Below are 24885 nucleotides of genomic sequence, written 5' to 3'. Positions count from 1 at the left end.
TCCCTCGGCCTGCCGCGTCCAGCCCCACCACCCCAACCAACCCCCTGCCACCTGTCGCACCCGCTGCCTGCTGCCTGTCGCCTGCCGCCTGCCGCCTGCCGCCTGCCGCCTGCCGCCTGCCGCCTGCTGCCTGCTGCCTGCTGCCTGCTGCCTGCTGCCTGCTGCCTGCTGCCTGCTGCCTGCCAGGATGCTCACAGAAGGTACTGGCGGTACTGCCAGCGAGCGCGGAGGAAGCTCACAGGGACGGCCAATACTGTTGCCGCCATGACAAATTCGACGTCCTCCGGGGAATCGGCCGCTACCTCTCGGCGGCGCAGGATCACGCTGGTCATCGGCACTACGGGGCTGGCTGTGGCGGTTGTGACGGGGGTGAGTGCGTGCGGGTCTTCGGGGAGTTCGAGTTCGGCGGCGTCGGCCACCTCGGCGGCGGCCTCGAGTTCGGCCAAGCCGGATAAGGGGATGCGGCACGGACATGGGGTGATGGGGACCATCGCCTCGGAGAACGCGGACACCTGGACGCTCACCAAGAAGGACGGGACCACCGAGACCGTCACCATCACGCCGCAGACCACGTTCGGCAGCAAGAAGGATCCGGCTCAGAAGTCGCAGTTCACGGTCGGCGAGAACGTCGTCGTACGCGGCAAGGAGTCCGGGACCACCATCACAGCCACCGCGATCATGCAGGCCAAGGCCCGCCCTGCCACGACCACGCCATCCGTCTCCAGCGCCCCGGCGCCGACCACGAACTGATTCGGCCGTTCCGGTGGCCGCATACGCGCGGCCACCGGAACAATCCCAGCCGCTGCCCTCGATATCCATTGCCCTACAAGCAATATTCATTGCCATACAAGCAATATTCATTGCGCTGCAAGCACTCCCACCAGAGCAGAGCCGCCGCCCGTCGACACCACGGCCGGGCCCCCGATCACCGGTTCAGCGCAACCCGGCCCGGCCGGTGATCCCGATTCGGCGGACTCGCGGCCGTTCTCACAGCCCATACCTAATCTCCACCTACTCGCGACACATGATGGCTCGCGAAGCTCTCCTGGTCGGTCCGCCAGTGACGGATCGATGGATCGGACACCGTCCGGCAAGACAAGGAGATGCGATGCGAATCAAGTCGAGGTTGGCAGCGGGTGCGGCGGCGGGCGCCGTGGCATTCGCGCTGGTGGGCATGGGTGCTGGTATGGCGAGTGCCGCTCCGGCCCCGCAGCAGAACCCCGCACCGAACGGGCAGTGCGCTCCGCCCGCCGGCCACCCGCAGGGGCCGCCGCCCAGCAACCACCAGAAGCCGCCGGGCAACCCGCCCGCGGGTAAGCCCCCCGCCTGCCCGCACAAGTAGTTCTACGCGGGAGATGAGGGCTGCGTAGAAAGACGACGTGCGACACGGTCCCATGCCCGTTGTTCGGGCATGGGACCGCGCGCGTAAGCGTCCCCTCCGGGCGATCGGCCCGGCGGGACGTGGTCCCCGGGGCCGGAGGTGAATCCGGCCCTTGCGCTCACAACGAAGTGAGCACGTCCTCGAAAGCCGCCTCCGCGGCCCCGAGAAGTTTGAGATCCGCTCCGAGAGAGGACTTCTCGATCCGCACGCCGCCGAGCGCGCGGCTGACCATACTGCGCTGCCGGACGACCTGCTGGACGCGCTGCACCACCGCTTCGGGCAGGATCGCGAACAGATCGCCCAGCACCACCAACTCCGGGCCCAGAATGTTGACCACATTGACCAGACCCAGAATCAGCCAGTCGACGTAATCGCCGAGCCGGGCCACCGGATCCGAATCCCGTTGCAGCTCACGCAGTTCCGCCACGATAGCACCTCGCGGCACCGATTCGGACAGTCCGAGCGCGCGACGCAGGGCCAGTTCGCCGACCTCGGTCTCCCAGCAGCCCGCATTGCCGCAGTGGCAGACACGCCCGCCGGGATGCACTGTCATATGGCCGATTTCGCCCAGATAACCAACCGAACCGCGCAGCAGTCCGCCCTGGGCGATGATGCCCCCGCCGACGCCCACATCCGCGGAGACGAACACCGCGTCCGACGCGCCGCGACCCACGCCGCGTACGTATTCGGCCAGCGCGCCGAGTTCGGCATCGTTGCCCACCACCACCGGAACGCCCAGCACCGTGCCCATCCGCTCACCGAACGGCACATCCGTCCAGCCCAGATTGGACGAGTCGTGCACCATGCCGTCGGTGCGGCGCACCACGCCGGGCACCGAAATTCCAGCCGCCACCGGATGCAGGTCCAGATCCTGGGCCAGCAGTGCCGAGGATTCCGCGACGTGGGTCACCACCTCGTCCGGATCCCGTTGCCGCCCACGCAGATTCCAGCTGTTGCGGCCCAGGATCTGACCGCCCAGACCGACCAGCGCGATCCCCGCGTGCTCGACCTGGACGTCCACCGCCAGCACCACCGCCGCCTGCGCCTGCGGCAGCACCAGCAGCGAGGGACGTCCCGCGCCCTGCGGCACCCGCGGCACCCGCTCCTCGACCACACCGTCCCCGGCCAGGCCGTCGACCAGCATCTTGATGGTCGAGCGGTTCAGCCCCAGCTCGGTGGCCAGGGCCGCGCGGGTGGCCGGTCCGCCGACGTGCAGGATTCGCAGCAGCGAGGCGCGATTGAACTTGCGCACCTCGTCCGGCCGCGCAACGTTCATGCGCGCGCCCCGACTATCGGCGGCTCGTCCACGAACCCACCCGGCCACATCGACACCCGCTCACTCCCTCTCACCTGTCCCGGGCCGGTCCGGCCGAATGTCATCGGAATGATCCGAGGCCGCAGCCCGCCGATGCACCGGTGTCCGGAAAGTTCTCGAACACCGTGCACACCGATGACATTCGGTCGTTCCACCACTGGTCTCATCGACCCGATGCGGCGGCCCGGCGACGAGACAGGGCATCGACCGTCGCCGCCAGCAGCAGCACCAGGCCGGTGACCACCGACACCACGGCGGCGGGCTGGCGCAGCAGGCCCAGCCCGTTGGAAACCACCGCGAGCACAGTACCGCCGATCACCGCGTCGGCGATCCGGCCCTTCCCGCCGAAGAGGGAGGTGCCGCCGATCACCGCCGCGCCCACCGCGAACAGCAGCGTGTTCAGGCCACCGGCCTGCGGATCGACCGAGCCGACCTTGGAGGAGTACACGATCGCACCCACCGCCGCACAGCCCGAACTGATCACGAACACACTCGACCGCAACTGCGTGACATTGATGCCCGCACGCCGCGCGGCCTCCCGGTTCCCGCCGATCGCGTAGAGGTGCCGCCCGTAGGTGGTGCGGTTCAGCACGTACGTCCCCACGACCAGCAGGACCAGCACGATCGGCACCACATACGGCACCCCGGAGATCTTGATCAGCGAACTCGGCGACCGGTTCACCGACATGAACGCCGTCGCCACCGCCGCCAGCACCGTCAACACCGTCACCTTGCCGACCACCAGCAGCGTCGGCTGCGTCACCAAACCCTTACTGCGCCTGCGGAAATGACCGAACAATGTCACCGCGCCGTATCCGCCGGCGCCCACCACGAACAGCACCCAGCTCCACAGCACCGACAGATTGCCGTTGGCCACCGAGTCCAGCACGTGCGAGGAGCTGATGCCCAGCACGCCGCCCTCGCCGATCAACTGCAGGATCGCACCCTGCCAGGCCAGGAACAGCGCCAACGTCACCACGAACGACGGCATCCCGATCTTGGAGATCAGGAATCCGGTGATGCAGCCGATCGCCGTGCCGACGCACACCGCCAACAGTATCTCGACCCACGGATTGGCGTGGAAACCCACCACCGTGATCAGCACCCCGAGCAGCGACATCGCCACTCCGGGCCAGATCCGCAGCAGCGCCGCCAGGACCGCCGCGAGCACCAACAGACCGTTGAAGATGAAGAAGACGGTACTTCCCATGCCCGACAACAGATTTCCGTTATCGACATAGTGCATCGCCAGGACCGCCCCCGCCACACCGGAGGCGGTACCCGCCGACAGATCGATCTCACCCAGCAACAGCACGTAGACGATGCCCATCGCAATGATGGTCTGCCCGGCCCCCTGGGCGAGCAGATTGGCGATGTTGTTGAGTGAGAGGAACACATCCGACAGCGAGGTGAACAGGACGATCAGCACCACCAGACCCAACAGCGCAGGGAGAGAACCGATCTCGCCGCCCCTCACGCGGGCGAGATAGGAACGCACGGCCTCCGCCGTGGATACGGTGGTGGTGTCGATACCGAAATCGGCGATCGCCGTCCGGTCCCCGGTGGCGGACTCGGGGCTGTCTCCGCCACCCGCTGTCTCCGCCGAAACTTGCGTCATCACAACTGCTTTCCTGCTGATCCTGCTACAGCACCGCGGAGTCCGGCCGGGCCAGGCCCAACTCGCCGGAACGTCCCGCGGTGATCAATTCCACGACCTGGTTCTGGGTGACCTCGCTGGTCCGCACCTGCGCGGCCATCCGGCCCAGGTACAACACCGCTATCCGATCCGCGACCTCGAACACGTCGGCGAGGTTGTGGCTGATCAGCACCACACCCAGCCCCTGTTCGGCGAGCCGGCGCACCAGGTCGAGCACCTGACGGGTCTGCGCCACCCCGAGGGCGGCGGTCGGCTCGTCGAGCAACACCAGATTGCTGTTCCACAGCACCGATTTCGCGATCGCCACGGTCTGCCGCTGCCCACCGGACAGCGACGCGACCGGGGTGCGCACCGATTTCACGGTGCGCACCGACAGCGATGCCAGGGTGCGCCGCGCCGCATCCTCCATGGCGGCCTCGTCCAGGAACCACGGTTTGCCGCGTTCACGGCCCAGGAACATGTTCTGCACGATGTCGAGATTGTCGGCCAGCGCGAGGTCCTGGTAGACCACCTCGATGCCCAGTTCCGCGGCATCCTTGGGGCCGTGCAGGTGCACTTCCTCGCCCCGGAACTTCACCGATCCCGAATCCGAACCATGAATTCCGGCAATGCATTTCACCAGCGTCGACTTGCCCGCGCCGTTATCGCCGACCAGCGCGGTCACTTCGCCCGCCGGAGCGGTGAATTCGACGTCGTGCAGAACATGAACCGCACCGAAGCTCTTGTTGAGCCCGGAGATCTGCAGCAGCGGCTCACTCATGTCAGGAGATCCCGAGCTGGGTGCAGACCGAGGCCACGTCGCCCGAGCACAGATCGCTCGCCTTGACATACCCCTTGTCGACGACGACCTTGACCTGGTCGCGGGTGATCGACTGCGGGTCCAGCAGAACCGATTTCACGGTCCGGTTGCCCTTGGGATCCTGGGACGTGCCGGTGGCGATCGCGTCCGCGGCGGCCTTGTCGCCCTTGGCCAGCGCCGCGGCGAGCTTGGCGGCGGAGTTCGCCTCCTCCTCGATCGGCTTGAACACGGTCATGTACTGATCACCGCGCAGCACCGCCTTCAGACCGTCGGTGGTCGCGTCCTGACCGGTCACCGGCACCTTGGCGTTGAGGCCGTTCTTCTTGAGCACCGTGATGATCGCTCCGGCGAGTCCGTCGTTGGCGGCGACGACGCCGTCGATCTTGTTGCCGTTACCGGTGAGCAGCTGCTCGAAGACCTGCCCGCCCTTCTGGTTGTCCCAGCCGTCGATGGCCTGGCTGGCAACGAGTTTGAGCGCGCCGGAATCGTAGAGCGGCTTGAGCACCTGCTCCTGGCCCTGGTGGAACAGGGTCGCGTTGTTGTCGGTGGGCGCACCCTCGACCTCGATGACCTGCGCACCCGGCTTGGCCTTGAGCGCGTCGGCCAGATCCTGCCCCTGCAGCGCGCCGACCTTCACATTGTCGAAGGAGACGTAGTAGTCCGAGGAGCCGCCCAGGTTCAACCGGTCGTAGTCGATGGTGGGGATCCCGGCCTTGTGCGCCTTGTTGGCGACCGCGTTGCCGACCTCACTGTTGATCGAGGCGATGACCAGAACCTTCACCCCCTTGGCGATCATGCCGTCGGCCAGTGTGCTGAACTTCTGCACATCGCCCTGCGCGTTCTCGACATCGGAATCGAATCCCTGTGCGCTCAGGGCCTTCTGCAGCATGGGACGGTCGAAACCTTCCCAGCGGGCCGAGGTGGCGGTCTCCGGCAAGATCACCCCGACGGTCCCGTTCTTACCTCCGCCACTGCCGCCCGAGCTGGCGGAATTGCTGCCGCTGCTCGCGGAATTGGATCCGCAGGCGGTGAGGGCCAGGAGGCCGGCGAGCGCGACGGCCACCGCCCCATACTGTTTCATCCTCATCAGGTGAACCTTTCGAGCCGACGGCACTCGTCACCGGCTCGGGTAGGACCGGGCGACGAATGCCATATGTTGTAGGCAACAACATATGGCACGAAACCCGCGACGGAGGTCACAATTGCGCAACGGTGTGGTTTAGCTCACGCTCCCCATCCATGGTGACACGAGCACGCGTCGCAATGGATGTAATCCGCTTCACATAAATTGCACTTTCTGAAATTTTGCAGTTTGTGTTAATTTTTCGGCATGTCCCTGTTCGAATACGAGGCGCCCGTCGTCGGGCTGCGCGAGCAGAAGAAGCATCAGACCCGGCTCGACCTGTGCCGGGCCGCGCGACGATCGGTGCTCGAGCGGGGGCTCGACGCGACGACGGTGGAGGACGTCGCCAAGGCGGTCGGGGTGTCGCCGCGCACGTTCTTCAACTACTACGAGACCAAGCTCGACGCCGTGGTCGGGCCGGTCGGCGAGATCGGAACTCCCAGTGCGCGAGCGCAATTCACCGCAGGCGGGCCGACCGGGTCGCTGATCGAGGATCTGGCCCAGCTGTACGCCGCCGGATTCGACGCCGAAGTTCTCGAGGATATTTCCCAGGTGAGCGAGATCGTCCGCACCGAACCGCGGGTGCTCGCGGGCCTGGTGGCCGCCGGTGCGAAGCACGAGAGCGCCGTCGCGGAGTTGCTGGGCGCACGGGTCGGCGATGTTCTTGCGCCCGAATTCGCCTCGCTCACAGCAGCATTGATGTCCACGCTGACCATGCGTGCGGCGATGGCCGTCGGTCAGCACCCGGACCGGCCGCTCACCGCGGCCCTGCACGACTACTGCGCCATGGCCGCCCGGCTGTTCGCGCCCACCCCTGCACACGAAACCACCGACCACAGGAGACGGGGATGACCACCACGGCCGCAACGCCACCACCGATCGTCTTGACGCAGAAGAGAATCTGGCTGATCTTCTCCGCGCTGATCGCGGGCATGTTCCTGGCCGGACTGGATCAGACGATCGTCGGCACGGCGATGCCCACCATCGTCGGCCACCTCGGCGGCGTCCAGTACATGGCCTGGACCGCGACGTCCTACCTGCTGGCCACCACGATCGTGATGCCGATCTACGGCAAGTTCGGCGACATGTTCGGGCGGCGCTGGCTGTTCCTGTTCGCGATCGCGGTCTTCACCGCGGCCTCGATCGGCGCGGCGATGTCCACGGGCTTCTGGGAATTCGTCGTGTTCCGCGGACTGCAAGGCGTGGGCGGCGGCGGTCTGATGATCCTGGCGCAGGCCATCATCGCGGATGTGGTGCCCGCGAAGGATCGCGGTAAGTACATGGCTCCGATGGGTGCGATCTTCGGTATCACCTCGGTTGCCGGTCCATTGCTGGGCGGTCTGTTCGCCGACCACCTGGGCTGGCAGTGGTGCTTCTGGCTGAACGTGCCGATCGGTCTGGCGGCCCTGGTGATCGCCGCGCGATACCTGACGATTCCGAGCCACCGGCCCGAGACCCGGCCGGATTACCTCGGCGCCGTGCTGATGTCGTCCGCGACCGCACTGCTGATCCTGATCACCGATTGGGGCGGTAAGCAATACGCGTGGGGTTCGGCGACGATCCTGGCGATGATCGCGGCGCTGGTCGTCGTGGTCGGTGTGTTCGTGGCCGTGGAGGCACGGGCGCAGGAACCGATGCTGCCGCTGTGGCTGTTCCGCAACCGGACCTTCGTGCTGACCTCCGCGATCGGGCTGATCGTGGGCCTGACGATGTTCGCGGCGCTGGCGTTCCTGCCGACGTATCTGCAGATGGCGACCGGTGTTTCGGCCTCGGTCTCCGGACTGCTGCTGATCCCGATGATGGTCGGCATGATGCTGACGCTGATCTCCTCGATGGGCGTTATCACCAAAACCGGTCACTACCGGGTCTTTCCGCCGATCGGCGCGCTGCTGATGATCGCGGGCATGCTCTGGCTGACCCAGCTCACCGCGCAGACCTCGATGTGGGTGGTCGGTGCGCAGCTGTTCGTCATCGGCGCGGGCCTGGGCCTGATCATGCAGATCATCGTGCTGGTGGTGCAGAACGCCGTGGAGCCCGGCCAGATCGGCACCGCGACCAGCGCCAACAACTACTTCCGGGAAATGGGCGGCGCGATCGGCGTCGCGATCTTCGGCTCGATCTTCACCAACCGGCTGACCTCGGGACTGACCGACGCGTTCACCTCGCACATGTCCGAAGTCGCCGGGGCGCACCTGAATCCGGGCAACCTGGTTCCGTCGGTAGTCAAACACCTGCCCGCCGACCTGCACGACGCGATCGTCGGAGCGTATGTGCACGCACTGGTTCCGGGATTCTGGTACATCATCCCCGGTGCGGTGCTGGCATTCGTGCTGGCGCTGTTCATCCCGCACATGGAACTGTCCGACGAGGCCGGCATGATCGCCCGCGGCGAAGCGGTCCTGGAGGAATCGCCCACCGCGACCGACTCCACCGAGGATCCCCGACAGGACCCGAAACTCGTCACCGAACACTGATCCCGACCCTCGGGTGTTACACAGTGTTGTGTAACACCCGAGGGCGGCCGTAACGTTGAATGGTTGTGCGCGCCATTCCAGGGGTTTATTGGCGACTGGCGGAAGCAGGGTTCCTCCGGCAGTGGCACTATCGGCTCGCCATGTTCGCGGGCATGGTCACCAATGTGGTGTTCGGGCTGGTCCGCGCCGCGGTGATGCTCGCCGCGGTCCGGGCCAGTGCCGGATTGGGTGGCTACACAGCCGATTCCATGGGCGCGTACGTGTGGCTGTCGCAGGGGCTGCTCGGCGCGCTCGGCGTCATGGGCCCGCCGCTGGACATCGCCGAACGCATTCGCAACGGTGATGTCGCGATCGATTTCCTGCGCCCGGTGGACATCCAGCTCTCCTATCTGGCTACCGATCTGGGACGCGCCGGATGCACCCTGCTGCTGCGCGGTGCGCCGAGCGTCGTGGTGGGGCTGGCGGCCTTCCAGCTCACCCTGCCGCGCAGTCCGTGGCCGTATCTGCTCGGCGCGCTGAGCGTCGCCCTGGCAGTGACGATCTCGATCCTGCTGCTGTTCGCGGTCTGCCTCACCGGATTCTGGGCGGTGGAGACCCGCGGAGTCCGGCTGCTCTACCAGATCGTGGCGACCTTCCTGGCCGGACTCTTCGTCCCGGTGCACCTGTTTCCCGGATGGTTGCGGACCCTGGCCGAGCTCACCCCGTTCCCCGCTCTGCTGCAGGCGCCGATCGACGTGTTATCGGGCCGAGCGGTCGGTTCTCAGGCGCTGGGAATCCTTGTCGTACAGCTATTCTGGATAGTTGTCGCGGTTCTCCTCGGCCGGATCCTGCTGCGCGCGGGGCGTCACAAGCTGGAGGTGCAGGGTGGCTGAAGTACTCGACGCCGCCCGGAGATCGGGAACCTGGTTCACCCCCTACAGTGCGGTGCTGCGCTCCCGGATGCGCTCGCAGCGCTCCTACCCGCTGTCCTTCGCCGCCGACATGCTCTCCTCGCTGCTGGTCGGCGCGGTGGAATTCGCCGAGGTGTGGGTCATCTACCACAACGTGCGCGTGCTGGGCGGGCTCGACATGCACGCGATGCTCCTGCTGTTCGGCCTGTCCAACCTGGCCTTCTCGCTCGCCCAGATCCTGGTCGGGCACACCGACACCCTGCCCACCTACATTCGTGCGGGCACCCTGGACGCGTTCCACCTGCGCCCGCAGCCGCTGCTGCTGCAACTGATCACCAGTGACATCTCGCTGCGCCGGGTGGCCCGCGCGGGCGTGGCCGCGTCGGTGCTGGCGGTCGGTATCGTCACCGACGACATCCACTGGACCGCAGCGACATTCACGCTCGTCACGGTATCGCTGCTGTCCGGGACGGCGATCTTCGCCGGGCTGTTCGTCTGCGCGGCCGGTCTGCAGTTCTTCCTCGTCGACGGCTCCGAGCTGACCAACAGTTTCACCTACGGCGGGGCATTCGCCGCGCAGCAGCCCACATCGGTGTTCGGCCATCCGATGACGCTGCTGTTCGGATTCACGGTGCCGGTGTCCTTCGTCGCCTATCTGCCCACGATCGCGCTGCTGGATCTGCCCGGTCCGCAGTGGTTGCCCGCGTGGCTGGCATGGGCGAGTCCGCTTGCGGCAGTGTGGGTCTGGGGTATCGCACTGCTGTGCTGGCGCTCGGGAGTACGGCACTATCAGGGAGGCGGTGGATAACTGTGTCCATCGAGATCACCGATTTGACAAGGGAATTCGTCATCCATCGCAAGCAGGAGGGGCGGTGGCGACGACGACGTCGCGAGGTGATCACCGCGGTCGACCGGATGAGCTTCCGCATCGAACCCGGTGCGGCGGTGGGATATATCGGAGCCAACGGCGCGGGCAAATCCACCACCATCAAGATGCTCACCGGCATTCTGGTGCCCACCGCGGGGACGGTGCGCACCTGCGGTCTCGAACCGGTGCGCCAGCGCCGGGAGCTGGCCGGGCACATCGGGGTGGTTTTCGGGCAACGTTCCCAACTGTGGTGGGATCTGCCGCTGCGCGAATCGTTCACCATCCTGGCGGCCATCCACCGGCTGGATCCGGATCGGGCGAGCAAACGCATCCACGAACTGATCGAGCAGCTGGAGATGGCGCACACCCTCGACACGCCCGTGCGGCAGCTGTCCCTGGGCCAGCGCATGCGGGCGGAAATCGCTGCGGCACTGCTGCATTCGCCCGAGCTGCTGATCCTGGACGAGCCCACCATCGGCCTGGATGTGCTGTCCAAACAGCGATTACGCGATTTCCTGTCCTACGAGCGCATCGAACGCGGCACCACCCTGCTGCTGACCACGCACGACATGGGCGATATCGAGCGGCTGTGCGAACGGGTGCTCGTGGTCGATCACGGCCGCCTGGTCTACGACGGCACCCTCACCGGTCTGGCCGCCACCGTGCAGGTGCGCCGGATGCTCGTGGTGGATCTGGCCGTACCCGCGCCCGAACTCACCGGTCTGCCCGGGGCCCAGCTCATCGCCAGCGAGGGCGGCGGCATCCGGCAGCGACTGGCCTTCGATCCCCAGGTGGTCACGGCCGCACAGCTGCTCACCGCCGTCTCGGCGCGGGCGGAGGTGCGCGATCTGTCCATCGAGGAACCCGATATCGAGGATGTGGTGCGGCGCATCTACCGATCGCAGGACCTCGCGCAGAAGCGGGACCTCATGCGGCAACAGGACTCCACAGAGCACACGTCCCCGCACAGCAGCGCGTCCCCGCCGAATCTCGACGAGGACGCGCACCGGCAGATCGAACCGCTCACCTCCGGCGAGGTTCCACCCGGTCCAGCAGGAGCCGGAGGGGATACCGACCACCAGGTCGCGACACCCGATAATGCTGCGGCTCAGGGGAATCCGAGGCCGAGTTCGGGACCGGGCCCCGACTCGGCCGCCGAAGCCGACTGACTATCGAGGTGTCGCGCCCGATAGTGCTGCGGCTCAGGAGGATTCGGATCCCGGCTCCGGGCTGGACCCTGCCTCGGGCGCAGGGCCGGACTCTGCCGCCGGGCCGGACTCGGGTGCGGGGCCGGGCTCTGGAGCCGGGCTGGACACAGCCGCCACCGCAGCGCCGGGCTCGCGAGCGCCCTGATCCAACCGGAACGGCGGGTACTCGTCACGCATCAGCGAACTGTACACGCGCACCCGGATTATCCAGCGCACCAAGCCCATCACGAAGTCGAACAGCCCGCGCGGGTACTTCCCGGTGAACAGCAGGCCGATCGCGGCGATGAGCACCAGGATGGTCAGCAGCGAGATCCAGCTCTCGCCGCCCATGGTGTGCATGTGGCCGTGATGGCCGTGGTGGCCGTGATGCCCGCCGCCCCAGAACCCCATGCCGCCACCGGCGATCGCCGCGACGATCAGATACTGCGGAATCGCCAGCAACCACCACTTGATCAGCACCAGCCAGCGATTCAGCCGCTCGGGATAGTCGACGTCGAGGTCGGCCGGGTAGTTCTCGTCCGACCGCAGACTGAACGGCGGATAGCGATCGGTGCCCAGCGGGGAGAGCGCGTAGAACCGGACCCGCCAGCCCCACCGCATCACCCCGACATTGAAATCGAATAGCCCGCGCGGAAAACGAGCCGTGAACAGGATCGCGAAGAATGCGATCACGGTGACCACGAAGTAGGCAATATACAGGAAAAACAGCACAATGTAATGCGGAATCGCGAGAATCCATTTGATGATCCATTGCCAGCGCGACAGCGCCGGGTCCAGATCACCCCGGACGCGTACCGGGTAAACGGGGGTATCAGGTTGCATGACCACGCTCCTCTCGGGCGTTTCCGGCTCGCCGCCGAGCCCTGGCACCGTCAATTGTTTCGCAGCCAGGTCACATTCATGCGTATTTACCGGGTGGATGTGTCATCGACTCGGCGCGTCGCGCAGATCCGCCCCGGCGCGTCACATCGGCCGGTCGGGTGGGCCTTCGTGTTGCGCGAACGATCCGCATGTGACACCTTGCTTCTGATTCTCCGCGACGTTCGAGCCACCGGGCCGCGGAGAGGGAAATGAGGAGTGGAAGTGCAATTCCGTCGAGCGCGGTTGTCACCGAAAGGCGACAAAAGGCGTAACCCGGCGGCGAGGCTGTTGCGTCCCCGCACCATCCGCGGGCAGCTGATCCGGGTACTCGTGGTTTCGGTCGTCCTGGTGCTCGCGCTGCTGGGAGTCGTGCTCACCAGCGAGGTGCGCGCCTACCGCGACAGCGGAGATACGGTGCACGCGGTATCGCTGGCATTGTCGGTCCAGGATCTGGTGCACGAGATTCAGCGCGAACGCGGTCTCACCAACGGTATGCTCGGCGGCGACGCCGCGATGCGCCAGATGCTCGACGCGCAACGCCCGGCCACCGACCGGGCCCTGCTGGCCTTGAACGCGACGCTGACCGCCGACGCGCCCGGCACCACCGAAGTCCGCACGGCCCTGGCGCAATTGACGTCGCTGAGCAGCACCCGAGCCGAGGTGGACGGTCAACGCATCGACCGCGCCGACGCGTTCGCGTTCTACACCAATGCCGTCGCCGCGCTCGACCGCACCCGCCCCGGCCTGGACCGAGCCAGCGATCCGCGGATCTGGCGCGGTCTGCAGGCGCTGTACGCCCTGGGCGATGTCAAGGAGTTCACCGGACAGGAACGCGGATTCCTGACCGGCGTCTTCGCCGCCAACGCCTTCCAACCGGGCGAGTACGTGCAGTTCCTGCAGATCGATGCGGCGAAACAGGCTGCCCTGGCAGCATTTCCGCGCGACGCCACGGCGAGCCAGCGCGCCCTGCTGGACAACGCCATGCACTCGCCGAACGCGACCGCGGCCGCGCTGTCGCTGGCGGTCGCCGCCGCCGCGCAGGACGGTCAGCTCGCCGAACTCGTGCAGCCCGGACAGTGGTGGACGCAGACCTCGACGGTGATCGACGCCGAACGCGATGTGCAACGGTCCATCGGCGCGGACATCCAGCATCGCGCCCAGGATCTGCGCCGCATCTCCGAGATCACGCTGATCGCCTACACCGCCGCCGCCTTGGTGGCGCTGCTGATCCTGGTGGCACTGGTGGTCACGGGTGTGCGGGCCATCGTGCGCCCGCTCGCGGCGCTGGCTCGCGAGGCCGACGAAGTGGCCGCCCAGCGCCTGCCCGCGCTGATCGCCGCCTGGCAGCAGGAGGACGCCAGCGACCCCGATCCGCCCGAACCGGTACGCACGCCGCATAACGCGAGTAACGAAATCGTCTCGGTCGCAGAGGCATTCGACCGGTTGCAGACCACCGCCTTCGAACTCGCCTCGGCGCAGGCGCTGTTGCGCCGCAACATCACCGAATCGCTGGGCAACCTCGGGCGGCGCAACCAGAATCTGCTGCGCCGCCAGCTCGGGCTGATCAGCGAGTTCGAACGCGAGGAACTCGACCCCAAGACGCTGTCGAACATGTTCCAGCTCGACCATCTGGCCACCCGCATGCGCCGCAACGCCGAGAGCCTGCTGGTGCTGGTCGGCGCGGCGAGCCCGCGGCGCTGGAGTGAGCCGATCCCGCTCACCGACGTCATCCGGGCCGCGCTCTCGGAGGTCGAGGACTACCGCCGCGTCGTGCTGCGCCGCATCGATGACGTGTCGATCTCCGGGTCGGCGGTGAGCGAACTGGCGCACATGCTGGCCGAGCTGATCGAGAACGGATTGGCCTTCTCCCCACCGGATGTCGAGGTCGAGATCTACGGTCGTCGCCTGGGCCAGCAGTACATGCTGGCGGTGGTCGACCACGGGATCGGCCTGCCGGAGGACCAGTTGGCCGCCGCCAATGCGCGACTGCGCGGCGACGCGGACTTCCTGGTCGCACCGACGCGTTTCCTGGGGCACTACGTCGTCGGGCGGCTGGCCAAGCGCCTGGGCATCGAGGTCGAACTGACCGCGTCACCGATCAGTGGCGTGGCCGCGCGGATCCTGTTGCCCACCACCCTGATCGGCAGCGACGTCGCGCTGGCCGCCGCCCGCAAACTCGAACCGGCACAACCGGTCTGGACCACCGTGTCGCTGCCGCCCGCCGAGCGGCTGCCCGCACTGGAGCCGGTCGCACAGGATCTGGCCGAACTCACGCCGGGCCGCACGGCCGCCGCGATCCCCGCGGCCGCACCGACCGGGCCGCAGCCCGACGGATACAGCGGATTCGACGTTCCGGGCTGGCCCGCGACGCCCGCGCACTCCAAGGCCCGGCGCGAACTCCCCGAAGGTTCCGGGCGGGGCCGTGAGCAGCCGGAACGGCCCGCGCTGAATCCCGACGCCGTCGAACTCGGCGATCGTCCGGACCCGTTCCCCACGCTGCCGGCGGGCCCGCTGAAGAAGTTGCTGAACACCACTGCCGCGCAACGTCATCAGCTCGGCGGGCCGAAAGATACGGCACCTGCTTCGGACTCCAACGGAGTTCACTACACTGATGCCGCACCCGACCCCGAGGTGCAACGGACCCGAAACGGTCTCGTCAAGCGCGCCAAGAAGATTCCCGGCACGACCGCACCAGCCCCCGTGGTCGGTTCGTCCGGGCCTCCGGCGGCGCCCGCCGTCGATCGCTCACCCGAGCAGGTTCGCGGGATGCTCACCAGCTTCCGCGCGGGCCACCGACGCGGCCTGCTGGACGAGGCCCCAGCGGTTCCGGCATCGATTGCACAGGAGGAAACCCGGTGACCACACAACTGCCGGATTCCGGTCCGCACACCTTCAACTGGCTGCTCGCCGATTTCGTGCGTACCACCGACGGCGTCCGCGACACCGTGGCGGTGTCCTCGGACGGATTGCTCATGGCGATGTCGGACGGACTGGACCGCGCCGGGGCGGATCGTCTGGCCGCGATGGTGTCAGGTCTGGTGAGCCTGTCCCGAAGCGCTTCGCGCAGTTATGATTTCGACGGACTCAAACTGATCATGATCGAGATGCGGCGCGGTTTCCTGCTCATCTCGGCGGTTGCCGACGGCAGCTGCATCGGCGTGATCGCCGACAGCGACAGCGATATCGGCCTGGTCGGCTACCAGATGGCCGTGCTCGCCGAGCGGGCCGGGTCACTGCTCACACCGGCACTGATCAGCGAGTTGCGAGAGTCGCTACGCAGATGACCGGTCAGCACCGGGCGCCCGATCCTCCGATCGCCCCGGCCCAGCACTCACCCGATGGCCCCGAGCTCGGCGCACCCGCGGGGCCATCGGATCCCGAGCCCGTGGTGCGCCCGTTCCTGATGACCGGTGGCCGGACCACCCCGATGATCGAGGGACTGCGCATCGAAACCCTGGTCCACGCCGCACCCGAGGCACTGTCGGCCCCGCTACGCTTCGAACTCCGAACTGTCGTACGGTTGTGCCAGCAGCCGCAGTCGATCGCGGAAATCGCTGCCGCACTACACGTTCCGATCGGTGTGGCCCGGGTCGTGGTCGGCGATCTGGTGGCCGCCGGACATGCGTCGGTGGCCCAGGACCAGGAAATTTCCACCGCAGTCATCGAGAGGATCAGGGATCTTGTTCGGGCACTCTGAGTTTCGCAACCCCCCGGAGCTCGCCACCACCCCGCCGGAACCGACGGCCTTCTCGGTCAAGATCGTGGTCAGTGGCGGATTCGGGGTCGGCAAGACCACATTCATCGGCGCCATCTCCGAGATCGAGCCGCTGTCCACCGAGGCGGCGATGACGGAAGTCTCGGTGGGCGTGGACGATCCGGGCCTGCGCACCGAGAAGACGACCACGACCGTGGCGATGGACTTCGGCCGCATCACCCTGGACCGATCGCTGGTGCTGTACCTGTTCGGCACGCCGGGCCAGGAGCGGTTCGAATTCCTCTGGGACGACCTGCTCGACGGCGCGCTCGGCGGGGTGATCCTGGTCGACACCGCCCGGATCCAGGACTGCTATCCGGTGCTGGACTTCTTCGAACAGCACGACACCCCCTTCGTGGTGGCGGTCAACCGTTTCGCCGAGGGCGCCCGGTTCGAACTGGCCGAGGTGCGCGAGGCGCTGGGGGTGCGCGAGGCGGTGCCGCTGGTCGAATGCGACGCCCGCGATCGCGAGTCGGTCAAGCAGGTTCTGGTGGTCCTGCTCGAGCAGGTACTGGCCGCGCGGCTGGCCGCACATTCGGTCCGGGCGAGCTGACCCGAGACCCTCCGGACATGAATCCGCCCCGGCCTCGCGAGGCCGGGGCGGATTCGAGCACCCTCTCGGGTGCGACGTGACGGTTCGGTCAGCCGCCGAACGAGCCGGTCCACAGGGTGCTCAGAATGCCGTGAGCAGCTGCGCTACCGGTGCCGAGCAGGCCGTGGAGGGCGGCGGAACCGGTGTCGATGATGACCGGAATCATGGAGGTCAACCTCTCTGTCTGGGACATGAACTGCCGTCGGTCCTTGTTGGACCAACGACCAGGTCCACCCTGGCGGGCCGTTTTAAGAGCTCGCTGTCCCATAACTGTGAGAACAATAAGAAGCGACCATGTTTAAGATCACCGTAACGCGGGACCGGATGCGGGCGATGCATGTCACATCTACTACCGCAGCTACCTCGGCGTTTTACCCTCCGCGGAGTACAGACTGATCTCACCGCTCTCACTCAGGAATGCGTTGATCAGCATCGTCCGGCGCTCCAGCAACTCATCGACTTCCGGTGCGGCGGTGGTGATCGCGATCTGCGGGATGGCCGCCCAATTGACGACGTAGCGTTCGGGCGGACCGTCGGCCCCGGACATCGGAGCCATCCGGAAGACCGAGACCACCTGACGTTCCATGAGCTGCCGGACCACCTCTGCGATTCGCTCCGGATCTTCCAGCGCGAACAGGAAGCCGAAGGTCAACTCCGGTGAGGACACATAGGCGGACACGAAATACCAGGTTACGGAAGGGCCGAAGCACCCACGCGACCAGGCTCGCTGTACGGTTGCCGCCGGCGAGTCGCGCCGGACCGGCGGAGCACCGATCTTCGCGATCATGTGACCCTGTCGTGATTGTGTATAACGATTACCCGGCAGCTTCCACCATTGGGGGCAGCGACGGTTGCGCACCGTGTTCGCGCGCGCTTTCCTGAAAGAGTCCCCTTTCCTGGACTCACTCCATCGCATCGACGCGGATTACCCGGCTCCCGCCGCGCGTTCCGTGGCGGACTGCGTTGTCCGGGAAAGGGACTGCGCCGGATCCACGAGTGTTGCCACTCGGAATTTTCGGCGCGGCGTAAACACGATCCGATATCGGATGTGAGGTCGGGAATGCCATGGCGACCGAATATGCCGGTGCCCGTAACGGTTTCGGCGAGCTGCCGACGGCGCCGGAACTGCTGCGAGCCTTTCACACCCCGGCGGACCGGCAGGTGCGCCCACACGCCGTGCTCCGGGCCGCACACGCGCTGGTGGACTGCCACGAACGACGACATCAGGCGATGGCCACGGCGCACACGCGCGGTATCGACAGCGACCGGCTGGCACACTGCAGCCGAACGGTCGGGGCAATCGACTCCGAGCGAGCGAAACTCGTTGCGGGAATAGATATCTGGGTGGCCGAAACGATCCCGCACCGCACCGGCGCGACCCTGCACACCGAGACCCTGGGTGCGGTGATCGACCGTCTGGCGGCGAAATGGGTTGCGGCCCAGGATGCTCTGGGCCTGCTTCGAGCCGACGGCGAGTCCGGCCCGCACCCCCGGGAGGCGGACCTCGAGGCCCACCTGCACTGGGTGCGTCTGGCCGAACTCACCGATGGTTACAAGGATCTGATCACCGACGTCGCCGAACGACGACGCCGGCTGCCGGTGTTCTGAGCGCGATGCCGCCCGGCGGCGCGACGGCCGCCCTCGGCATCACCGCAGCGGCTCAGCGCTCCGGATCGACGATCTCGACGTCCGCGTCGATGTACGGCTGGTCGGCGGACACCCGTGCACTGGGCGCAGGATCGTCGATGAGAACGTCCGGCTCCTCCCGGCCCGCGTTCACCCGCGCCGCGGCCTCCCGATCGCGTTCCGCGGCCGCGGCCGCCTCGCGCATCTCGATCGTGTCGGTGATCCAGTCGCCGATCTCGCGGGTCACCTCCGACACCGTGCCGGTGATGATCGAGGCGATATTGCCGACGTGCCGCGCCCCGGACTGGGTCAGCTCCTGGATCAGATCCTTGTTGCTCTCGAATTTTCCGATCATTCAACGCCCGCTTCGCTCGGATCCGGCTGTCGCTCGTTGGTGCTCGAGCTGCTGCGCATCACGATAACACCGGGCTGGGCGGCCTTCCCGGCGAGCGCGGGCGGCAGGGCCAGGCGGAAGATCTTGCCCCACACCGAACCGATCTGGCGGCTCAGCGGACCGGTGTTGTAGGGCAGCCCGTACTTCTCGCACAGGGCGCGAACCTCGGGCGCGATCTCCGGATACCGGTTGGCGGGCAGGTCCGGGAACAGGTGGTGTTCGATCTGATGCGACAGATTGCCGGACAGGATGTGGAACAGCTTGCTGCCGGTGATGTTGGCCGAGCCCAGCATCTGCCGCACGTACCACTCACCGCGAGACTCCTGGGCGGTCTCCTCCTCGGTGAACGTCTGTACGCCGGAGGGGAAGTGCCCGCAGAAGATGATCGAGTACGCCCACACGTTGCGCACCAGATTGGCCGTGACGTTCCCGGCCAGCGTGGACAGGAACAGCGGCCCGGACAGCAGCGGGAACGCCACGTAGTCCTTGAGCACCTGCTTGCCGGCCTTGCGCCACTGCCCCCCGAGCAGGCGTTTCACATCGGACCAGGAGCGCTTGCCCTTGATGATGTTGTCCGCCTCGAGGTCGTGCATCATGACGCCCCATTCGAAGAGCATCATCAGCGCGAACGCGTAGACCGGGTTGCCCAGGTAGTACGGATTCCACTCCTGGGCCTCGTCGATGCGCAGGACGCCGTAACCGATGTCGCGGTCCCGGCCGTGGATGTTGGTGTAGGTGTGGTGCATGTAGTTGTGCGAATGCTTCCACTGATCGGCCGGGCAGACCGTATCCCATTCGAACACACGGGAATTCAGCCCCGGCTCACGCATCCAGTCCCACTGGCCGTGCATGACGTTGTGGCCGATCTCCATATTGTCCAGAATCTTGGACAGGCTCAGCGCCGCCACGCCCGCCAGCCAGAACGGCGGCAGGAAGCCCAGATACATCAGGCCGCGACCGGCGATCTCGAATCCGCGCTGCGCCTTGATGATCGAGTAGATGTACTCGCGGTCCTTCTCGCCCAGATCGGCCGTGATGCGCTCGCGCAACTCGTCGAGCGCGCGGCCGATCTCCTCGACCTGCTCCGGGCTCAGGACCAGCGGGCCGTCCTTGGTTTCGGTGAGAATTGCCATGTCGTTCCCCTCTCAGATGTCGATGTCCACGTCGCCCACGGCGGCGTTGATGCAGAGCTGGATCGGCTGGTCGGGATCGCTGTCGAGCTCCCCGGTGCGCAGGTTGCGGGTGCAGCCCGAGCGCTTGATCGAGGTGCAGGAGAAGCAGATTCCCATCCGGCAGCCGTATTCCGGTGTGAGACCGGCCGATTCGGCCTGATCGAGGAGGGTCTCGCCGGTGTTGCGTGCCTCCGTGCCGCTGGCGGAGAAGGTGGTGGTCCCGGTGACCTGTTGCGGATCGACCGGTGCGGCGGCGAGTGTGAATTCCTCGGAGTGCAGCCGATGTTCGAGCTGCTCGCCCCGGAAGACCTCGCGGACCGAGTGCATCAGCGGAGCCGGGCCGCAGACGTAGGTCTCGGCGGTGGCGAACCACGGCGCGACCCGCTCGAGCTGCTCGTGACCGAAGAATCCGGAGACCGGGTTGGCCGCACAGCTCCACGGCGCACCGTGCAGCACCTCGGACAGGTCCAGTTCCGGATAGCACAGCGCGATACGGAAATTGGTGCGTCGCGCGGCGATCGCGTCGAGTTCGGCACGATGCGGCACCGCCTCCGGCGACTGCGCGTAGTGCAGGAAGGCCACCGGGCCGCGGTAGCCCTCCGCATCCAGGGTGCGCAGCATGGACAGCACCGGCGTGATGCCGCTGCCGCCGCTGATCAGCACGATCTTGTCCGGACGGACCCGCGGCAGGGTGAACACGCCCGCCGCGGGCGCCAGGTCCACGACCATGCCGGGTGCGGCGTGCCGGTGCAGATACTGTGAGACCAGGCCCTCGGGATGCGCCTTGACGGTGAGTTGCAGCCGCCGCTGAGAACCGGCCTCCACGTCGATCGGCGAATAGCACCGAGTGTGCTTGACGCCGTCGATCAGCACGCCGATCTGCACGTACTGTCCCGCGAGATGGCCGCGCCACTGCCGGGTGGGCCGCAGCGTCAGGGTGACCGAGCCGGGCGTGTCACGACGCACCGTGATGATCTCCGCGCGCATGTCACGCACGGTCAGCGTCGGCCGCACGAGCTCCAGGTAGCGATCGAGGGCATGCGGCGTTGTCAACGTCTGGACCAGATCGACGAGTCCTGCCATTGCGATCTCCCACTGCTGTTCATCGGGGTGGTAGTGCCACCAATTTTTCGGTGCACATCTGTACACTGACCAAGTGTGCCCCGGATGGGTACAGAAGTTCAACCAGCAGGTCGTGTGACCGCGGCAACATCCTGAGGAATGGACGTATCGTGAACGGATGTATGCTCACCGACGTGAGCGAGCGGATTGAGCAGGCCGAAACCCGAGGTGAGCGCAAGGAACGCACCCGGCAGGCACTGCTGGAGGGCACCTTGGCACTCGCCGCCGAGCGAGGCTTCGCCGCTCTGAGCCTGCGCGAGGTCGCGCGCTCGGCCGGCATCGTGCCGACCGCGTTCTACCGGCACTTCGGCTCACTGGACGAGCTGGGCACCACCCTCGTCGACGAGGGTGTACGCCAATTGCGTTTGGCCCTGCGGGATTTGCGCCGCACCCCGGACGCGCGGCTGGCCGAGACGGTGCGTTTCGTGTTCACCCAGATCGCCGGGCGCGATGCGCTGTACGGATTCCTGATCCGCGAGCGGCACGGCGGATCGGCGGCCCTGCGCAGCGCCATCGCGATCGAAATGCAACTCATCACCAGGGAATTGGTCGTGGACCTCTCGCGTCTGCGCGCCCTGGACAGCTGGTCTCCGGAGGATCTGGAGCTGGCCGCGGACCTGATCGTCTCGACGGTCGCCAGCCATATCGCCGATTACGTCGCCGCCCTACCCCGCGAACGCCCGGAATTGGTGGAACGCACCGTTCGCCAGGTCCGCCTGATCGCCCTGGGCATGGCCCAGTGGCGCTCGACGCCCTCGCGATGAGCCGCAGTGGCGGCCAATGAATTTCGACTTTCCGTGATACAGAAGAACGCCCCGCGAGCCTCCCGGGATCGCGAGGCGCCCTTCCCGTATCCAAGACGGTGCTCCGAGCACCGAGCCCGACGGTACCGTACGGATCGATAATTCGGAACGGAATGGGTATATGCACCGAGTTGCATAGTACGGAGAGTATCAATTAGTCTCGCCGCATGGCCCTCGAGCATGCGCTGCTGGTGTCGCTGACCGAGCGAGCCGGTTCGGGCTATGAGCTGGCGCGCCGATTCGACAAATCCATCGGCTTCTTCTGGAACGCGACACATCAACAGATCTATCGCGTCCTCAAACGCATGGAGGAGCGCGGCTGGGTCGTCGGCGAGACCGTCCCCCAGGAAGGCCGCCCCGACAAGAAGGTCTACACCGTCGGTCCCAGCGGCCACGCCGAACTGTCCCGCTGGATCTCCGCGCCCACCGAGGACGACGCCGCCTTCCAGCGCAGCGAACTCGGCATCAAGATCCGCGCCGCCGCGCACGGCGACCTGCCCGCACTGTGCACCGAGATCGCCCGGCACCGCGACAATCACGCCGGACGGCTCGAGCTGTACCGGCAGATCGAGAAGCGCGATTTCCCCGCGCCCGCACAACTCACCGGCCCCGCCCTGCACCAGTATCTGGTGCTGCGCGGCGGTATCCGGGTGGAGACGGGCTTCGTCGAATGGTGCGACGAGGTCCTGGAAGCACTCGTACACAGCCTCTCTCCGAATCCGCGGAACAGCCCGAATTCCGCGGTGCTACAACAGGATTCCGTCTCCGAAAGGTGAAATCCATGACCGCGAATCCCGCGGCGGCCGCATCGGTCAATCCGTATCCGCATCTGTTCGAACCGCTCGAGGTGGGCGCGCTCACCCTGCGCAACCGGGTGGTGATGGGCTCGATGCACACCGGGCTCGAGGACCGGGCGTGGGATACCAACCGGCTCGCCGCATATTTCGCCGAACGGGCGCGCGGCGGCGTGGGTCTGATCATCACCGGCGGATACGCGCCCAATCGAGAGGGCTGGCTGCTGCCCTTCGGCGCGAAACTCACCAACCGGACCGAGGCGTACCGGCATCGCGCGATCACCCGGGCGGTACACGCCGAGGGCGGCCGGATCGCCCTGCAGATCCTGCACGCCGGGCGATATGCCTATGTACCGTTCAGTGTTTCGGCCTCCTCGATCAAGGCGCCGATCAATCCGTTCCGGCCGCGCAAGCTGTCCGGCAAAGGGGTCGAGCGCACGGTCGCGGACTACGTGCGTTGTGCGGAACTGGCGAAATTCGCGGGATACGACGGCGTCGAGGTGATGGGCGGCGAGGGGTATCTGATCAACCAGTTCCTCGCGCCGCGCACCAACAAGCGCACCGATCGCTGGGGCGGATCGCCGGAGAACCGCCGCCGGTTCCCGATCGAGATCGTGCGGCGCATCCGCGCGGCCGTCGGGCCGGATTTCCTGATCGTCTTCCGGCTGTCCATGGCCGAATTCGTCGAGCACGGCCAGACCGAACACGAGATCCTCGCGCTGGCAACGGAATTGGAAACCGCCGGGGCCAGCATCATCAATACGGACATCGGCTGGCACGAAGCACGGGTGCCGACCATCGTCACCTCGGTGCCGCGTGCGGCGTTCGTCGAGTTCACCGCGAAAATCACAGCGCGAGTGGATATTCCGGTGTGCGCGTCGAACCGGATCAATATGCCCGAGACCGCCGAGGAGATCCTCACCCGCGGCGACGCCGACCTGATCTCGATGGCGCGCCCGCTGCTGGCCGATCCGGACTGGGTGAACAAGGCCCGCCAGACCCGCGAGGACGAGATCAACACCTGCATCGCCTGCAATCAGGCCTGCCTGGACCACGCCTTCGTCCACAAAACCGTGTCCTGCCTGCTGAATCCACGTGCCGGGCACGAGACCGAGCTGCGGTTGCTGCCCACCCGGCGGATGCGCCGGATCGCCGTCGTCGGCGCGGGCCCGGCCGGACTGTCGGCCGCGGTGAGCCTGGCCGAACGCGGGCACAAGGTGGATCTGTTCGAGGCCGAGAACAAGATCGGCGGACAGTTCGACATCGCCCGGCGCATTCCGGGCAAAGAGGAGTTCAACGAGACGATCCGCTATTTCACGCGGAAGCTCGAGGTCACCGGGGTCCGGGTGTTCCTGGATCGCCGGGTCGAGGCGGCCGAGCTGATCGAGGGGCGGTACGACGAGGTCGTACTGGCCACCGGCGTGCGCCCGCGCATCCCGGACATCACCGGCATCGACCATCCGAAGGTGCTCACCTACGCTGAACTGGTGCGCGAGGAGAAGCCGGTCGGCAAGAAGGTCGCGGTCATCGGCGCGGGCGGAATCGGTTACGACGTCAGCGAATTCCTCACCGTCGACGGTCACCCGGCGTTGAAGCTGGACGAGTGGATGCAGGAATGGGGCGTCACCGCGGCGGATCCGGACGCACCCGGCCAGCTCGTCACCGCCCGCCCCTCCCCCGCGACCAGGGAAGTCGTTCTGCTGCAACGTAAATCGGGAACGTTCGGGAAGAGTCTGGGCAAGACCACCGGGTGGGTGCACCGCGCCGCGGTCAAGGCCAAGGGCGTCGAGCAGATCGGCGGGGTCAACTACGAGCGCATCGACGATCGCGGGCTGCACATCAGCTTCGGGGAACAGCGATCCCGTCCGACCGTCATCGACTGCGACAACGTGATCCTCTGCGCCGGACAGGAATCCGTGCGCGAGCTGGTCGAGCCGCTGCGAACCGCAGGGGTGCGAATCCACCTGATCGGCGGCGCGGACGTGGCCGCCGAACTCGACGCCGAACGGGCGATCGATCAGGGCACCCGACTGGCGGCGGGGATCTGATGGG

Annotated in this window: 25 protein-coding genes; 15 read left to right on the top strand and 10 right to left on the bottom strand. The window is 66.8% G+C overall.

The annotated features are described in order from the left end of the window. Positions 1–191: 191 nt before the first annotated feature. Positions 192–446, bottom strand: coding sequence for a hypothetical protein (locus ON40_RS52940; RefSeq protein WP_040831737.1), 255 nt, complete (start codon positions 444–446; stop codon positions 192–194). Positions 447–459: 13 nt separating this feature from the next. Between ON40_RS52940 and ON40_RS44085 the strand changes: the two genes are divergently transcribed. Then, complete coding sequence (locus tag ON40_RS44085; protein ID WP_085997900.1) at positions 460–750, top strand: hypothetical protein; 291 nt, start codon at positions 460–462, stop codon at positions 748–750. 358 nt (positions 751–1108) lie between these two features. Beyond that, positions 1109–1342 (top strand): hypothetical protein, encoded by a 234-nt coding sequence (locus ON40_RS52935; RefSeq protein ID WP_157117416.1) that lies wholly within the window; start codon positions 1109–1111, stop codon positions 1340–1342. Positions 1343–1499: 157 nt separating this feature from the next. On the opposite strand, the gene ON40_RS44080 is transcribed toward ON40_RS52935, so the two are convergent. The 4 genes from ON40_RS44080 to ON40_RS44065 form a co-directional block, all read right to left on the bottom strand. Then, positions 1500–2657 carry an ROK family transcriptional regulator gene (locus ON40_RS44080; RefSeq protein ID WP_040831735.1) on the bottom strand — a complete coding sequence of 386 codons (1158 nt, stop codon included), beginning with the start codon at positions 2655–2657 and terminating at the stop codon, positions 1500–1502. 202 nt (positions 2658–2859) lie between these two features. Then, a complete protein-coding gene (locus ON40_RS44075; RefSeq protein WP_040831734.1) occupies positions 2860–4314 on the bottom strand; it encodes a sugar ABC transporter permease in 1455 nt (484 codons plus the stop codon). 25 nt (positions 4315–4339) lie between these two features. After that, on the bottom strand, positions 4340–5113 hold the full coding sequence (locus ON40_RS44070; RefSeq protein ID WP_040831732.1) for an ATP-binding cassette domain-containing protein: 774 nt from the start codon (positions 5111–5113) through the stop codon (positions 4340–4342). A 1-nt stretch (position 5114) separates the two neighbouring features. Further along, positions 5115–6239, bottom strand: a complete 1125-nt coding sequence (locus ON40_RS44065; protein ID WP_040831730.1) for a sugar ABC transporter substrate-binding protein — start codon at positions 6237–6239, stop codon at positions 5115–5117. A gap of 243 nt (positions 6240–6482) precedes the next feature. Here ON40_RS44065 and ON40_RS44060 point away from each other — a divergent pair, with 243 nt between their 5' ends. The 5 genes from ON40_RS44060 (at position 6483) to ON40_RS44040 (ending at position 11676) form a co-directional block, all read left to right on the top strand. Further along, the gene (locus tag ON40_RS44060) at positions 6483–7127 is read left to right on the top strand and encodes a TetR/AcrR family transcriptional regulator (protein ID WP_051194526.1); all 645 of its coding nucleotides are present in this window, start codon (positions 6483–6485) and stop codon (positions 7125–7127) included. Next, entirely contained in the window at positions 7124–8749 is a 1626-nt protein-coding gene (locus tag ON40_RS44055; RefSeq protein ID WP_051194525.1) for an MDR family MFS transporter, read from the top strand. Before ON40_RS44060 ends, ON40_RS44055 begins: the two co-directional genes overlap by 4 nt. Positions 8750–8814: 65 nt before the next feature. Then, the gene (locus ON40_RS44050; protein WP_245568262.1) at positions 8815–9621 is read left to right on the top strand and encodes an ABC transporter permease; all 807 of its coding nucleotides are present in this window, start codon (positions 8815–8817) and stop codon (positions 9619–9621) included. Beyond that, positions 9614–10447, top strand: a complete 834-nt coding sequence (locus tag ON40_RS44045; RefSeq protein WP_040831727.1) for an ABC transporter permease — start codon at positions 9614–9616, stop codon at positions 10445–10447. The genes ON40_RS44050 and ON40_RS44045 overlap by 8 nt, the downstream gene beginning before the upstream one ends. 2 nt (positions 10448–10449) lie before the next feature. Beyond that, positions 10450–11676: an ABC transporter ATP-binding protein gene (locus ON40_RS44040; protein ID WP_245568261.1), complete on the top strand. Its 1227-nt coding sequence runs from the start codon at positions 10450–10452 to the stop codon at positions 11674–11676. 33 nt (positions 11677–11709) lie between these two features. Here the strand turns inward: ON40_RS44040 and ON40_RS44035 are convergent, their stop codons facing one another. Then, the gene (locus ON40_RS44035; RefSeq protein ID WP_063713223.1) at positions 11710–12537 is read right to left on the bottom strand and encodes a DUF4389 domain-containing protein; all 828 of its coding nucleotides are present in this window, start codon (positions 12535–12537) and stop codon (positions 11710–11712) included. A gap of 261 nt (positions 12538–12798) precedes the next feature. Between ON40_RS44035 and ON40_RS44030 the strand changes: the two genes are divergently transcribed. From ON40_RS44030 to ON40_RS44015, 4 genes are read left to right on the top strand one after another with little or no spacing between them, the layout of a single operon-like run. After that, positions 12799–15435 carry a sensor histidine kinase gene (locus ON40_RS44030; protein ID WP_157186814.1) on the top strand — a complete coding sequence of 879 codons (2637 nt, stop codon included), beginning with the start codon at positions 12799–12801 and terminating at the stop codon, positions 15433–15435. Continuing rightward, complete coding sequence (locus tag ON40_RS44025; protein WP_040831726.1) at positions 15432–15860, top strand: roadblock/LC7 domain-containing protein; 429 nt, start codon at positions 15432–15434, stop codon at positions 15858–15860. The genes ON40_RS44030 and ON40_RS44025 overlap by 4 nt, the downstream gene beginning before the upstream one ends. Next, a complete protein-coding gene (locus tag ON40_RS44020; RefSeq protein ID WP_040831724.1) occupies positions 15857–16273 on the top strand; it encodes a DUF742 domain-containing protein in 417 nt (138 codons plus the stop codon). Before ON40_RS44025 ends, ON40_RS44020 begins: the two co-directional genes overlap by 4 nt. After that, positions 16254–16883, top strand: a complete 630-nt coding sequence (locus ON40_RS44015) for a GTP-binding protein (RefSeq protein ID WP_373282083.1) — start codon at positions 16254–16256, stop codon at positions 16881–16883. Before ON40_RS44020 ends, ON40_RS44015 begins: the two co-directional genes overlap by 20 nt. 397 nt (positions 16884–17280) lie before the next feature. Here ON40_RS44015 and ON40_RS44010 read toward each other — a convergent pair whose 3' ends face one another. After that, the gene (locus tag ON40_RS44010; protein ID WP_040831836.1) at positions 17281–17601 is read right to left on the bottom strand and encodes a hypothetical protein; all 321 of its coding nucleotides are present in this window, start codon (positions 17599–17601) and stop codon (positions 17281–17283) included. Between the two features lie 386 nt (positions 17602–17987). Here ON40_RS44010 and ON40_RS44005 point away from each other — a divergent pair, with 386 nt between their 5' ends. Next, complete coding sequence (locus ON40_RS44005; RefSeq protein ID WP_051194523.1) at positions 17988–18530, top strand: DUF4254 domain-containing protein; 543 nt, start codon at positions 17988–17990, stop codon at positions 18528–18530. Between the two features lie 52 nt (positions 18531–18582). On the opposite strand, the gene ON40_RS44000 is transcribed toward ON40_RS44005, so the two are convergent. Genes ON40_RS44000 through ON40_RS43990 form a run of 3 tightly spaced genes read right to left on the bottom strand, consistent with a single transcriptional unit; the run spans position 18583 to position 21197 of the window. Then, positions 18583–18903 (bottom strand): hypothetical protein, encoded by a 321-nt coding sequence (locus ON40_RS44000; protein ID WP_040831722.1) that lies wholly within the window; start codon positions 18901–18903, stop codon positions 18583–18585. Beyond that, positions 18900–20075, bottom strand: a complete 1176-nt coding sequence (locus tag ON40_RS43995) for a fatty acid desaturase family protein (RefSeq protein ID WP_051194522.1) — start codon at positions 20073–20075, stop codon at positions 18900–18902. Before ON40_RS43995 ends, ON40_RS44000 begins: the two co-directional genes overlap by 4 nt. Before the next feature lie 12 nt (positions 20076–20087). Beyond that, entirely contained in the window at positions 20088–21197 is a 1110-nt protein-coding gene (locus tag ON40_RS43990) for a ferredoxin reductase (protein ID WP_051194521.1), read from the bottom strand. 161 nt (positions 21198–21358) lie between these two features. On the opposite strand from ON40_RS43990, the gene ON40_RS43985 reads away from it, so the two are divergent. From ON40_RS43985 to ON40_RS43975, 3 genes are all read left to right on the top strand, one after another. Continuing rightward, positions 21359–22000, top strand: a complete 642-nt coding sequence (locus ON40_RS43985) for a TetR family transcriptional regulator (RefSeq protein WP_051194520.1) — start codon at positions 21359–21361, stop codon at positions 21998–22000. 206 nt (positions 22001–22206) lie between these two features. After that, positions 22207–22815, top strand: a complete 609-nt coding sequence (locus tag ON40_RS43980; protein ID WP_051194519.1) for a PadR family transcriptional regulator — start codon at positions 22207–22209, stop codon at positions 22813–22815. Between the two features lie 5 nt (positions 22816–22820). Then, positions 22821–24881: an NADPH-dependent 2,4-dienoyl-CoA reductase gene (locus ON40_RS43975; RefSeq protein WP_051194538.1), complete on the top strand. Its 2061-nt coding sequence runs from the start codon at positions 22821–22823 to the stop codon at positions 24879–24881. The last annotated feature ends 4 nt before the right edge of the window (positions 24882–24885 follow it).

Origin of the sequence: Nocardia jiangxiensis NBRC 101359 (genome assembly GCF_000308615.1) — a bacterium.
Taxonomy (GTDB): domain Bacteria; phylum Actinomycetota; class Actinomycetes; order Mycobacteriales; family Mycobacteriaceae; genus Nocardia; species Nocardia jiangxiensis.
Note: the sequence above shows the minus strand (reverse complement) of the source record. Positions and strands in the feature narration are given on the sequence as shown.